Origin of the sequence: Butyrivibrio proteoclasticus B316, assembly GCF_000145035.1 — a bacterium.
In the GTDB taxonomy this organism is placed as follows: Bacteria; Bacillota; Clostridia; order Lachnospirales; family Lachnospiraceae; genus Butyrivibrio; species Butyrivibrio proteoclasticus.
Genome location: NC_014387.1, coordinates 2,195,404 through 2,209,228, shown reverse-complemented (window position 1 = coordinate 2,209,228; position 13,825 = coordinate 2,195,404). Strand labels below are relative to the sequence as shown.

At 40.6% G+C, this 13,825-nt stretch carries 9 protein-coding genes; all 9 read left to right on the top strand.

The window, feature by feature from the left end:
* Window positions 1–62 precede the first annotated feature (62 nt).
* The 9 genes from glyA (at window position 63) to BPR_RS09060 (ending at window position 13,791) form a co-directional block, all read left to right on the top strand.
* Complete coding sequence (gene glyA, locus BPR_RS09100) at window positions 63–1,301, top strand: serine hydroxymethyltransferase (protein WP_013281186.1); 1,239 nt, start codon at window positions 63–65, stop codon at window positions 1,299–1,301.
* A gap of 823 nt (window positions 1,302–2,124) precedes the next feature.
* Window positions 2,125–3,405 (top strand): glycoside hydrolase family 3 N-terminal domain-containing protein, encoded by a 1,281-nt coding sequence (locus tag BPR_RS09095; RefSeq protein ID WP_013281185.1) that lies wholly within the window; start codon window positions 2,125–2,127, stop codon window positions 3,403–3,405.
* A gap of 53 nt (window positions 3,406–3,458) precedes the next feature.
* Entirely contained in the window at window positions 3,459–5,573 is a 2,115-nt protein-coding gene (locus tag BPR_RS09090; RefSeq protein ID WP_013281184.1) for a hypothetical protein, read from the top strand.
* 121 nt (window positions 5,574–5,694) lie between these two features.
* Window positions 5,695–6,519 carry a hypothetical protein gene (locus BPR_RS09085; RefSeq protein ID WP_143754278.1) on the top strand — a complete coding sequence of 275 codons (825 nt, stop codon included), beginning with the start codon at window positions 5,695–5,697 and terminating at the stop codon, window positions 6,517–6,519.
* On the top strand, window positions 6,516–8,339 hold the full coding sequence (locus tag BPR_RS09080; protein WP_013281182.1) for a DUF2194 domain-containing protein: 1,824 nt from the start codon (window positions 6,516–6,518) through the stop codon (window positions 8,337–8,339). The genes BPR_RS09085 and BPR_RS09080 overlap by 4 nt, the downstream gene beginning before the upstream one ends.
* A 6-nt stretch (window positions 8,340–8,345) precedes the next feature.
* Window positions 8,346–9,740 (top strand): GT4 family glycosyltransferase PelF, encoded by a 1,395-nt coding sequence (gene pelF, locus BPR_RS09075; protein WP_013281181.1) that lies wholly within the window; start codon window positions 8,346–8,348, stop codon window positions 9,738–9,740.
* Between the two features lie 12 nt (window positions 9,741–9,752).
* Window positions 9,753–11,219, top strand: coding sequence for an exopolysaccharide Pel transporter PelG (gene pelG, locus BPR_RS09070; RefSeq protein ID WP_013281180.1), 1,467 nt, complete (start codon window positions 9,753–9,755; stop codon window positions 11,217–11,219).
* Window positions 11,220–11,222: 3 nt separating this feature from the next.
* On the top strand, window positions 11,223–13,043 hold the full coding sequence (locus tag BPR_RS09065; RefSeq protein WP_143754277.1) for a CotH kinase family protein: 1,821 nt from the start codon (window positions 11,223–11,225) through the stop codon (window positions 13,041–13,043).
* Between the two features lie 22 nt (window positions 13,044–13,065).
* On the top strand, window positions 13,066–13,791 hold the full coding sequence (locus BPR_RS09060) for a polyphosphate polymerase domain-containing protein (protein WP_013281178.1): 726 nt from the start codon (window positions 13,066–13,068) through the stop codon (window positions 13,789–13,791).
* The last annotated feature ends 34 nt before the right edge of the window (window positions 13,792–13,825 follow it).

The following is a 13,825-nucleotide window of genomic DNA, read 5'->3' as shown; positions in this document are numbered from 1 at the left end:
TCCTAACATCAATTAGGGCGGAGTAATAGCAGGAAATAGTATTTAACAGGAGGAGTCTAGAAATGTATTCATTGGAAGATTTAAGGGCAGTTGACCCGGAAATTGCATCTCTTATTGAGAAAGAGGTAGATCGTCAGAACGATCACATCGAGCTTATTGCATCTGAGAACTGGACCAGCAAGGCTGTTATGTCAGCTATGGGAAGTCCGCTTACCAACAAATATGCAGAAGGACTCCCAGGGAAAAGATATTATGGTGGCTGTTATGTAGTTGATGAAGTTGAGAAGATTGCTATCGAGCGAGCTAAAGAGCTCTTCCACTGCGACTATGCAAATGTTCAGCCACATTCAGGAGCACAGGCTAATCTGGCTGTTCAGTTTGCTCTTCTTAAGCCCGGCGACACTATTATGGGCATGAACCTTAATCAGGGTGGACACTTGACTCATGGAAGTTCAGCTAATATTTCAGGTACATATTTTAATGTTATTCCTTATGGTGTTGACGAGAACGGTGTTCTTGATTATGAGGAAATGTACAGACTTGCAGTAGAGCACAAGCCTAAGCTCATCATTGCAGGTGCTTCAGCTTACTGCAGAACAATTGATTTTAAGAAATTCAGAGAGGCTGCCGATGCATGCGGAGCAGTTCTCATGGTAGATATGGCGCATATTGCAGGACTTGTGGCTGCAGGAGTTCATCCTAGCCCATTCCCATATGCAGATGTAGTTACAACTACAACCCACAAGACACTTCGTGGACCAAGAGGAGGACTTATTCTCTGGAATCAGGAAGCTCAGGATAAGTACAAGTTCAATAAGGCTGTATTCCCTGGAATTCAGGGCGGCCCACTTGAGCATGTAGTTGCAGCCAAGGCTGTATGCTTCAAGGAAGCTCTTTCACCGGAGTTTGTTACATACGGTCAGAACGTTGTCAAGAATGCCAAGGCTCTTTGCAAGGGGCTTATGGACAGAGGTATCAAGATCGTATCAGGTGGAACAGACAACCATCTTATGCTTGTTGATCTCACAAACTTTGGTCTTACAGGAAAAGAAGTAGAAGCATGGCTTGACGATGCACATATCACAGCCAACAAAAACACAATCCCTAATGAGCAGCAGTCTCCATTTGTTACCAGTGGTATCCGTCTTGGAACACCTGCAGTAACAACCCGTGGAATGAATGAAGAAGATATGGATCAGATTGCTGAGGCAATTTCTATTGTTATCAAGAATAAGGGTGAGAAGAATGACGAGGCAAGAGCAATCATTGCAAAGCTCACTGCCAAGTATCCACTTAAGTGATCCTATGCTGGTTAAATACAACTATTAAGGAATAAAAATTATATTACAGTCCCTGGCTCATATTTGAGCCGGGGCCTTTTCGTTTTCTGACAAGTTATTTAAATTTTTATCATCAGATTAGTATGGTTTTGGCAAAAGACATAATTGGCATCGCGAGATTATGGGAACTGTTTTATATGACAGAATTGTGCGAAATGAATATACAATTATAATAATTAGCAGAAAATAATACAATTTATGTGCTTTTATCAAATTAATTAAAAGAAAAAGCAAAAATGTATTGACAACTTATTGGCCAATGAATATAATAAAACCATCAAAAGAAACAAAATACTTCTCCAAAGATAAACAGATCAATTGGAGAAAGAAAGGCAGGTACAGTCCAAAGGGATAGGTAATTAAAATATTCAGAGAAAGGATGGTACGGACCACCAAACTAGGAAAATTAGTTTTATAAAAGATTTTAAGTTTTGTTTGTTAGGAAGTTTTAGTATTAGAAGTAAGTATTAGAAATACAGCTATCGAGTACATGATAAGTGGTAATTGCAATATAAATTCCTTGCAGCCACAGCATATGAATGCAAAAGTTAATGGAAAGAAAGAGCTGAGAAACTGGAGGACTAGTCCGTTGGACGAAATAAAGGAAGTTAATAAGTACTCGGCATAGGGCAGAAGCAGGTTTTATCGATGAAGCTTCTGCCCTCGTATTTTGTTGTAAAGAAATTACCATTCACAGCACGAAGATATTCTTTTTTATTCAACGGAAACTGTATTTATGATAAAATATTTATGATTATTTATATGAGTGGTTTTCGGGGGAAATATGGGAAGAATAGATGAACAGGATTTTGATGAGAAGAGACTGGCTCGCAGGCAGCGCAGGAAGAAGAGTCAGCTTATAGCTATTATAATTCTCATTTCTACGATTGTTCTTATAGTCGGGCTTGGAGCCTTTGGAATATATTCGATAAAAAAGGTAGTTAATGCCAAAAAAGCAGAACAGGAAGAAGCTGCCGCGGCTGCTTCGAGCGAGAATCAGGAAGTAGTCATTGAAACGCCACAGGAGTCTGCGCCTGAACCGGAAGAAATGACTGATGGGGATGTCCTGGAAGAAATAGTAAATAGTTGTGTGAGTGAGCTTACACTTGAAGATAAAGTTGCAGGTCTTTTCATGGTGTCACCTGAGCAGTTTACCGGGGTGGCTACTGTAGTTAAGGCAGGAACAAGTACTCAGGATGCCTTGTCTAAATATGCAGTTGGTGGTCTTTATTATTCAGCCAAGAATATCAAATCCGTAGATCAGATTACTGAAATGATCAAGAATACGTCTGATATGAGTAAATATCCTATCTTTACAGCTGTAAGCGAAGATGGAAGTGAGAACGGAGCAATAACAGCTTCTATCGGCGGAATAGAGACTGGTGAAATAAATAACTCAGATACTGCGTACAACGCCGGAACTTCCATAGGCGCAGCTTTGTTTGGATATGGTTTTAATTTCTGTTTTGCTCCGGATCTTGATATTTCCGAGAACGGCAAATATGGAACTGAAATGGAGTCAGTGGCTGATATCGCAGTTTCTATGACATCAGCACTTCATGACAGCGGAGTTACTGCTTGTACCTACAGATTCCCGGTTTCCGGTGACACTAAATCTGCTGCAGTAGCAAATGAGATTTCCAAGGAAGAGCTTACTACAACCATCTATGTAGCTTATCAGAGGGCAATTGGTGATGGACAGGTAGGAGCTGTTATGATGAGTAATGTATCATTTCCTACAATAACAGGAGATAATACTCCGGCTTCTTTATCCAAGGTTATGATCACTGATGAACTTAGGGGAATGCTGGGATATGATGGATTAGTGGTAACCGCTCCCTTAAATGAAGCTGCAATTACCGAGAACTACACATCTGCAGAAGCTGCGGTAAATGCAATTAACGCCGGAGCAGATATGATTTTCCTTCCTGAAAATTTTGAAGAGGCTTATCAGGGTGTTCTGGATGCTGTTAATAGCGGAGCTATTACAGAAGATAGAATAAACGAATCAATAAAAAGAATTTACAGACTAAAGTATGCAAACAAAATAGACGAAATAAAATAATAGAAACTATCAATAATGCAATAACGGATTGTTTACTTGAGGAGTAGATCTAAATGGATACGCTTTTAGTAGGCAACACGAGTTACTTTCGAAAAGATGAGATAGTTGTTGCATGCCCTCAGGATATGGTAGTGGTATGCGACTCAGATCAGGATGCCTATAAGGAAGATAATATCACATGGTTTGATCAGCCTGTTATGTCTGCCAAATTCAGAAGGCTCTTTAATACCTACGGGTTTGAGAGAGTTCTTTTCTTTTCGCGCTCTCTTACCAGAGATACCAATAAAGTCGGAGAGATTGAAGAACTCAGAAGAGTCTTTTCCCTGAGCCAGAAGCACCATGTTAAACAGTTTGTCTATATTGTATCTGATGAGGCACTTGTTGATGTTGACAACAGTGACTCTATCATTTTTGACTCTACCAATAATCTATGCAGATATTATGCAGAAACATACCGAATTGACGTAAAAATTGTATATTCACCTTATCTACTTAGCGCTTATAATCGCGATGATTACTGGTGCAGGATTCTTAGAAACATCGAAAATAAAGAGAGAGTCGAGATAAAATCTCTGGAAGATGAAGCGGCATATTTTTTAAAGCCTGCAGATCTTGCAGATTTTTTGGCGCGTCTTTTTGCAGATTGGGAACCGGAGGAAGACGAAAAGGGAGAAAAGACTCTCTTTGAAAAAATATATCTTAAGAGTGGCGCCAAAACCACCTATGGAGAAATCAAAAATAAGATTTTGAATGTTTATCCTCATGCTGATATTTCTTTATCCAAATCCGGAATCAAGGGGAAAATAATACATGGCGACAACAAGGCACGTGAAATCTACGGATGGTTTGCTCATCATGATGCATGCTGGGATTTTGAAGAATACATCAGCAAATACCAGGAGCTGTATCACCAGAAACCTACTTTTTCTGAGCGTATAAAGAAAAGATTCAGCTTTCTGGGCAAAGCCCTTATGCCAATTGAACTGATTGGAGGCGCCGCTTTTGTAGAACTGTACAACTACATGTCAGCAGGAAGTGTGCAGTTCAAGATGATCGATGTAAGACTATTGTTCGTCATAGTAATGGCGCTCTTATATGGAACCAGAATAGGCACGTTATCAGCGCTTATAGAGATAACATCTCTTATAGTTGCTTATCAGCTCTCGGGTACCAATGCACTCTTACTGTTCTATGATCCCGGAAACTGGATCGCATTCATTCTTCTCTTGGTGGCTGCTGCATTCTGCGGCTATATCAAGCAAAAGAGAGAAGAAGACATACTCTTTGTAAAAGAGGAAAGTGAAACCATCAAGTCGGAAAATGCCTTCATCAGTAAGCTCTATCAGGAGGCTATGAATTATAAGAATCAGTACAAGGCAGACCTTATTGGAAGCAGGGACGGTTTTGGAAGAATCTTCGATGTTGTTAAAAGACTCAGTACAACCGTGCCTGAAGAAATCTTTGCCGAGTCAATTCCTGTCATGGAGGATGTCCTCAATAATAAGGCTATTGCCATTTATACTATCAATGACCCTAATGCAAGATTTGCAAGGCTTAATGTCTGCTCTGAGCAGCTGGGACAGACTCTGAAGAAATCCATAAATCTTGATGAGTATAGTGAGGTTTTGAAAACACTCACAGAAAATGATATCTGGTTTAACGGAAATGTAATAGAGGGCTTTCCGACTTATGTGGCAGGTATCAAATCTGAAGGTAATGTAAGCGTTCTTATCATGATCTACAGAGTTGAATACATGCAGATCAGTACTTATTATTCCAACCTCATCAGAATCCTTGCCGGCCTTATGGAGAACTTTATCCTCAAAGCCTGGGATTATCAGAAGGCTGTCGTTGCTGAGACATATGTTGAGGGAACAGGTATTACCAAGACAGCTTATTTTAAGCAACAGTTTGAAATTCAAAAGGAAATGATGGATAACAGACTCACAAGCTTTAGACTTATCAGGATACAAAGAGAAGGAAGAAGCCTTGAAGAAATAGATGAAATGTTCCAGTCCAAGATCAGAAATAACGACATTATTGGAATTGGAGATGACCAAAACATATATCTTCTTGCAGCGCAGGTTGATTCTTCAAGTGAAGGCATTGTATTAAAGCGTTTCAGGGATATGGGACTAAAATGTGACATTGTGCACAGCGTTTCGTAACTTGTGCTTTTGACCGAAGATGGCACCCAAATGGAGTAAAGAGCAGATGATAGGATATGTACTTCTGGCAGTTCATATTTTAATAGTGCTCATAGCTTTTTTCCTAAAAAGGAAAGGCATAATGAAAATAGATCATCTGATGATGGTGATCATTTTGTGCATTCCTTTCTGGGGGATGCTTAGTGCGGTCATGATCAGCATAATGATAAGGTTTAACAGAGTCGGACGCAATAGTAAGGATCTTGAGGTTATGCATGGAAACACTGAATCTGAAGGTTCGCTCCTAGTGGAAGCTCCTGAAAGTGCCAATGTGGTTCCTCTTGAAGATGCGCTTATAATGGATGATTCAGCCACGAAACGTTCTGTTATGCTGGATGTTCTCATGAGCGATACAAATGATTATTTGTCTGTGCTTAGCCAGGCCAGAATGAATGAAGATGTGGAAGTAGTTCACTATGCAACTACGGCAATGGTGGAGCTATCCAAGGACTATGAGCTAAGACTTCAGAGCTATAGCTCGGAGTATGCCAGGGACCCGGAAAAAGAGGGACTTCTTGATGAATATATCATGTTCCTTGAGCAGTATATTTCAAGCAACATCATACAGGGGCAGCTTTTGGAAATTCAGAAAAACACTCTGATGCAGCTTTTGATGGAGAAGGTCAACAGAAACCCAAGCCCTGAGACTTACGAAAGATTTATCATGGCTCTTTTGGAAAACAAGCAATTCTCTATTGCAGATGAGGCCTTGAACAGAATGGAAAAGGCGTATCCCGGTGATGACAGGGCGTTTAAGCTGCGCTTTAGATTTTATTATGAAACCGGCTCCGGAGGAGCTCTCAGGGAGATGATTGCCAGAGTCAGAGACAGCGATGAATACTATTCGAGAGAAATAAGAGATCTGGTGAACCTTTGGGATGATCAGAGGGAGGGCGTAGGCGCATGAAAAAGACAAAGAGATTTCGTGAGCTTATCCTGGTTGCCCTTGGGTTTATGCTGATTTTTGTTATGCTCCTGATAGAGAGAATAGGAATTCTCTATGAGGGAACAGCTCCGGAGATAGCGATTCTTCCTGATGACAATATTACAAACAATAAAAAGGCAGGTAACAGCACAAAGTGCCTTGTTTTGTGGGAAGAGGAAAATGCCACAAGCGCAAAAGCTCTTGGAATATATGATCAGATCCTTACGGATATGAGGGTTTCCCATGACAATGTAAATGTAAGCGAAAACGAGCAGGACCTAAACAAACTCATATCAAGATACGACAATGTAGTCATAGCAATGAGTAATCTTGAGAGCTTTGGCAGAGATATCACCAAGCTCACCGGCTGGGTAGGAGATGGAGGAAGACTGCTTTTTGGAATTCCCCCATTCAGGTCCACTAATTTTGATTTCATATCGGATAAACTCGGAATCATCAGTGCTTCCTATGACTATGCAAGAGTAGATGACTTTGTATCTGACAAGGGATACATGCTGGGAGCGCAGAGAACCTACAAGATAATAGACGGTTACGAGTCATCTCTTTCGGCTGTTCTTGATGATGAAACTACCGTTTATGCTCACACGGATGAGAAAAACGTACCGCTTGTCTGGGCAAGAGACTATCAGAAGGGAAAGTTTGTAGTCTGCAACTTCGGTTATACAGAAAAAGCTTACAGAGGTATTTTTGCAAGCGCCTATACGCTTTTGGATGATGTATTCATATACCCTGTCATAAACGCATCCACATTTTATATCGACGACTTCCCATCGCCGGTACCTGCAGGAAACGGCGAATATGTTAAAAGAGATTACAACATGGGAATAGCTGATTTCTATTCAAGGGTATGGTGGCCTGATATGTTGAACCTTGGAAGAGAGCACAACATAAAGTATACAGGACTTATCATAGAGACCTATCAGGACACAACAGAGGGAGAGCTTAAGCCAAATGAGAGCACCTCAAACTATTATTACTACGGAAATATGCTCCTTAATCAGGGAGGCGAGCTTGGATTTCATGGATATAATCACCAGCCTCTTTGTCTTCCGGATTTTATCTATAATCAGGAGCTTGGTTATAATACCTGGGCTGACTATGAGACAATGCATTCCTCGGTAAAAGAGCTGATCAGGTTTTCTACAAGTATTTTTCCTAATCAGAATATGTCAGTCTATGTACCACCTTCAGATGTCCTATCTGATGCCGGCAGAAGCATGCTGGGAGTGGACTTTCCGCAGATCAAATGCATTGCCAGTATCTACCTTGAAGGACCTGATGAATATGTTCAGGAATTTGAAGTTGCAGACGATGGAATAGTAGAGACTCCCAGAATAGTATCCGGAGGAATTCTCGATGATTATATGAGAATTACGGCCTTTGCAGAGCTTAATCTTCATTTTGTAAGTTCGCATTTCATGCATCCTGATGATCTTTTGGATGAAGACCGCGGAGCAGATCTGGGCTGGGCAGTACTCAAAGAAAACCTTGATGACTACATGGGCTGGATCGATGAATCAGCAGTTAATATAAGGCATCTGACCGGAGCCGGAATGGCAGGAGCTGTGCAAAGATATGTGAATCTGACTCCAAATTACAAGATAGAAGAAGGAAACATCTCTCTTACGAGTAAGGGAATCATCGACACTGCTTACTATCTGATAAGAGCAAATGACGGAGAACTTGAAAACGCCTATGGCGGAGAGTTTATTAAGCTCAACGACTCGCTGTATCTTTTAAAAGCTCAGTCGGCAAAAGTTACGATCATAAGGAGCAAGTAACTATACATGAGAATCTGCCTTATTTTGGAGGGAAGCTATCCCTACACATTCGGAGGGGTATCTTCCTGGACACATAACTACATAAAGGCAATGCCGCGTCACGAGTTTATCTTGTGGGTAATAGGAGCCAAGGCCTCTGATAAAGGGAAATTCAAATATGAGCTTCCGGAGAATGTCAAAGAGGTCCATGAAGTTTTCCTTGATGATGCTCTTTTGATCAAGCCCAATAAAAAAGATAAATTCAAGTTATCAGATGTAGAAAAAGAGACACTTAAGGCTTTTATAGATTGTAATAAGCCCGACTGGAATGTTCTTTTTGAAATGTTCCAGGTCAAAAGATATAACCCTGCAAGTTTCCTTATGAGCGATGACTTCCTGGATACGCTGACGGAGCTGTGTAAAGAAAAGTATCCCTATATTGCCTTTGCAGATATTTTTTACACCATTAGATCAATGTTGATCCCTGTTCTGCATATCCTCCAGAGCGAGGTACCAAAGGCAAATATTTACCACACAGTCTGTACCGGATACGGCGGACTTCTGGCAGCACTTGCAAACTATGTGACCGGAAAAAAAGTAATCCTTACTGAGCATGGTATTTATTCAAGAGAAAGAGAAGAAGAGATAATCAGAGCCAGGTGGGTTGTTCCTGAGTTTAAAAGGCACTGGATAAGGTTCTTTTACATGCTGTCGGATGCAATCTATGGAAGAGCGGAAAACATAACCTGTCTCTTTCAAAATGCCAGTAAGATCCAGATAGAACTGGGAGCACCTCCTGAGAGATGCAAAGTTATTCCAAACGGAATACACTATGACAAATTCTGCGATATTCCTCTTAAAGAGGAGGACGGAATTGTTGATATTGCTGCTGTCATAAGGCTTGCGCCAATCAAGGATGTAAAGACACTCATATATTCTTTTAATGAGTTAAAGAGCATGAGGAAAAATGTCAGACTGCATATTCTTGGAGGTACTGATGACGAGGAATATGCCAAGGAATGCTATGACCTTGTAAAGACACTTGGGCTAAGCGACGTTTTGTTTGTTGGTCAGGTCAATGTAATTGAGTATATGACCAAGATTGACTTTACCATACTTACTAGTATTTCTGAGGGACAACCGCTGTCGGTACTTGAGTCCTTTGCGGCAAGAAGGCCTGCGGTGACAACTGATGTTGGCTGTTGCAGAGCACTGATAGAAGGAGAAGAGGGAGATTTGTTTGGACAGGCAGGCTACTGTGTTCCTCCAATGCATAGGGAAGCACTTGCACTTGCCATGGACAAAATGTGTAATAGCCGGCAGCAGAGAGAAGAAATGGGCATTGCCGGTCAAAAGAGAGTAGAAAAATACTTTAAGCACGGCGATATGATAAAAAAATATGCATCACTTTACAGGTACTAGAGGATAGGATTAATGGCTGGAATAGGTTTTGAGTTAAAAAAGCTTTTTAAAGCCACAGGTGTTTTATCTATGCTAAGAGCATATGGCTATACCGGAATGATAACGGCTGGCCCTATGATACTTGGCTTTATATTCCTGTTGTCAATTCAGATAATAGCGGACCGGTTTGGACTTTCTCAGACAGATACTGAACTTCTGGTCAGCATTATCACCTATTCCCTTCTTGCTTCGATGATATACAGCAGCATTTTTTCTATGGTAATGACGAGATTTGTAGCGGACCTTTTGTACGAACAAAAAGGAGAGGACGTTATCCCTTCACTTGAAGGAATACTGGTTTTCCTTCTTCCCTCCGGAATGCTGTTGTGGTCTGTATTCCTTGTCTTTTCAGGGGTTACTTTTACTCAAGGCTTTCTATCTCTGATGCTGTTTGCAGAACTTCTTACGGTATGGACAGAGATGAATTATTTATCTGCGATCAAGGACTATAGGGGAATACTCATATCCTATGTGGTGTCTATAGGTCTTGCAGTTTTTACAGCTTCTTTTGGAGGGAGGATTTTTGGCGGAAGCATCAATATTATGCTATTTAGCGTGGTTCTGGGATATGGAGTTATGATGGCCCTTGATATGATGCTTTTGTATGGCTTTTTTCCTAATTCACATAAGAACTACTTTGATTTTCTGCCATGGTTTGATGAATACTCAGATCTTATGGTAATAGGACTTACAACTAATATAGGACTTTTTTCACATCTTGTTATAGCCTGGTTTGGAGGAATAGGGCACAGGATAAGGGGCCTATTCTATGCAGCACCTGAACATGACATTTCTGCCTTGTTTGCATTTTTGACAATACTGATCACAACAATAAATTTTGTGGCATCTGTAGAAGTTAATCTTTATCCCAAGTACAGAAAGTATTATGACCTTTTTAACGGCCATGGATCTATTCTGGAGATTGAACAGGCGGAAAAAGAGATGCTTACAGTTCTGGACCATGAGCTTATATATACTGCAAGAAGACAGTTCTATGGAACAACACTCATTCTTGGAGTTGGGCTTATTATTCTGGAGAGACTTCCCCTTGGCTTTGATGCTCTGATGGAAGGATATTTCAGAATACTGTGTGTAGGCTATGGTGCCTATGCAGTAGCAAATGTGCTCACGCTTGTTCTGATGTACTTTACGGCTTATGAGGATGCCAAGAAGGCTAATATACTATTTGCGGTTACAACTACAGCGCTCTCTTTGGTTTCTCTATTATTTGAACCCAAATACTATGGATTTGCATTTGCTTTTGGAAGCATTGTTTATCTCGTGTATGCAATTAACAGACTTATGACTTATACCAGGAGACTCCCCTATCACATATTAAGTGCTCAGCCTATCATGGCTGTCCGCAAAAAGGGACTTGGTACGAAACTCTATATGTTCATATTGGCAAAGAACGGACAAGCAGGTGAAAAAGAGGTCTAACCTATGAGAAAAGATACAGTTAAGATCATAGCTACAATCATATGCCTTGGAATTGTTATTGTCATAGACCAAAACTATTCCGCTATCAAGAGTATGGTAATGCCACAAAGAGAAGCTGAAAATGACAGCATTGAGTCTGTTAATTTTGAAGAAGCAGAAAACTCTACTTACACCGATTACGATTTCGGAGGAGTTTTGCACGATGATCATACTGATAACCATCTTCGGGACAACACATATCTGTACAAGGATGATAACAGCGTGATCACCATGTACCTGACTGTAAGGGAAGGAAACGCCTCAGAGGGAACTGATCACACCTGGGAGGAGATAAACAGTTATTCAGCATATTACTATGATGAGGAAGGAATAGACAGATATAAGGCAGAGGCCCTTTTACAGGTTGGAAATGAGAGAGGAATACCAGAGGGAAACCTGGGCTATGGAGAGACCACTCCAAATGCCATTGTACAGATAAGAGGTCAGACATCGAGTCGCAATCCGCAAAAGAACTATAAGATAGAACTCAAGCCCAATAAGGGTTCCTGGAACGGACAGACAACAATAGCCCTTAATAAGCATATGACAGACGGCCTTAGATTCAGAAATAAGATGGGCTTTGACCTGCTCTCTGGGATAGATGAGCTGATGAGCCTCAGGACGCAGTTTGTACATCTCTATGTCAATGATCTTACAGACGGAGAGGATGAGGGCTTTGAAGACTATGGCCTATATACCCAGGTTGAACAGCTCAATAAAACTGCTCTTAGAACACACGGCCTCGATAGAGCAGGGTATCTGTACAAGATTAATTTCTTTGAATTCTTCAGATATGAAGATGTCATCAGGGTAACTACTGATCCTCGTTATAACAAGGATGAGTTTGAAAAATACCTTGAGATAAAGGGGAACGATGATCACTCCAAGCTGATCACTATGCTTGAGGATGTCAATGATTATGGTATTCCTATTGAGGAAGTGATAGATAAACATTTCGATATGGAGAATCTGACCTATTATCTGGCATTTAATATCCTGACGGGCAATTATGACACCCAGAGCAGAAACTCTTACCTATACAGCCCTCTCAATGAAGATACCTGGTATTTTTATTTGTGGGATCTGGATACTATTTTCAGAAAAGATGAAAATGATATCCTTGGCCGTATAGAAGCCGGAAGCTGGGAGAGAGGAATCAGTAACTATTGGGGAAATGTATTATTCCAAAGATGCCTTAAGTCAGGTGAATTCAGGGATGCTCTGGACAGTGCGATCCTTGACGTTAAGGATTATCTCAGCAGAGAAAAACTTCAGGGAATGGTTGAAGAATACAGTAGTATTGTCAACCCATATCTTTTTACTGAGCCTGATATTAGTCAGGTACTGGTTACTGAAGAGGAGAATAAAGAAATAGCAGAAAAACTCCCTGATCTTGTGGATGAATACTACAGACAGTACAAGGAGTCCTTTGAAAAGCCTATGCCTTTTTACATAGGTACTCCTGAAAAATCAGGTGTCAGAATGAATTATTTCTGGGATGCCAGCTACGACTTTGATCAGGAAGATATTTCTTATAAAGTGATCGTGGCAAGAGATCTTGAGTGCAAGGATATAGTCACATCCTATGAGGGTGAATGGACTTCATTTACAGAGGCTATGCTTCCTGCGGGAGAGTATTTCATAAAGGCGACTGCTACTAATGAAAGCGGTTATACTCAGGATGCTTTTGACTATTATGAAACTGAAGATGGTAAGTACTATGGGATAAAATGCTTCTATGTAAATCTCGATGGAAGCATAAGCGAATATACAGTAACTGAGTGACCTTCATAGATTGGATATGAGTATGGAACAATATCGTCATGAACTTAAATACATAATAAGTTATCCCGAATATGAAGCTCTGCGGCGACTTATGCTCCCTTATTTCAGGCTTGATCCTCATGCTGTAAATGGCGAGTACATGATAAGGAGTCTGTACTTTGATGACTACTATGGCAGTGCCTATGAAGAAAAAGAAATGGGGATTTATGCCAGAAAAAAATACCGGATAAGGATTTACAACTACTCGGATAAGAGCATCAGGTTAGAACGAAAGAAAAAACAGGGTAAGTACATATATAAGGAGTCGGCAGCTATTTCCAAAGATGAGTTTTACAGAATTCTTGATGGGGACTATAGCTTTCTTCTGGAAAGTGACAGTAATCTGTTAAAAGAATTCTATATAGAGTGCGTTTCTAATGTGCTAAGGCCAAGAGTTATCGTTGATTATGAGAGAGTTCCATTTATGCTGGAGGAGGGAACAGTCAGGGTCACCTTTGATAAAAAGGTAAGAGCTGCAGTTGGAGGCTATGATATCTTTGATGAGTCTCTTCCAACACTCTCTTCTTTAGAGGGTGACAGACTTATCATGGAGGTTAAATATACAGAGTTTCTTCCGCAGCTTGTCAGAAATATTGTGATACCTTCGGCAAGCGAGATGATAGCAGCATCCAAATATGTGATCTGCTGCGACAAGACAGCTTTTTTGCATAAACAGCAGTACTACTGCGATGAGAAATATGTTTTGTAATCTGTAACGGTTAAAGTGACAGTAGAAAACGGAG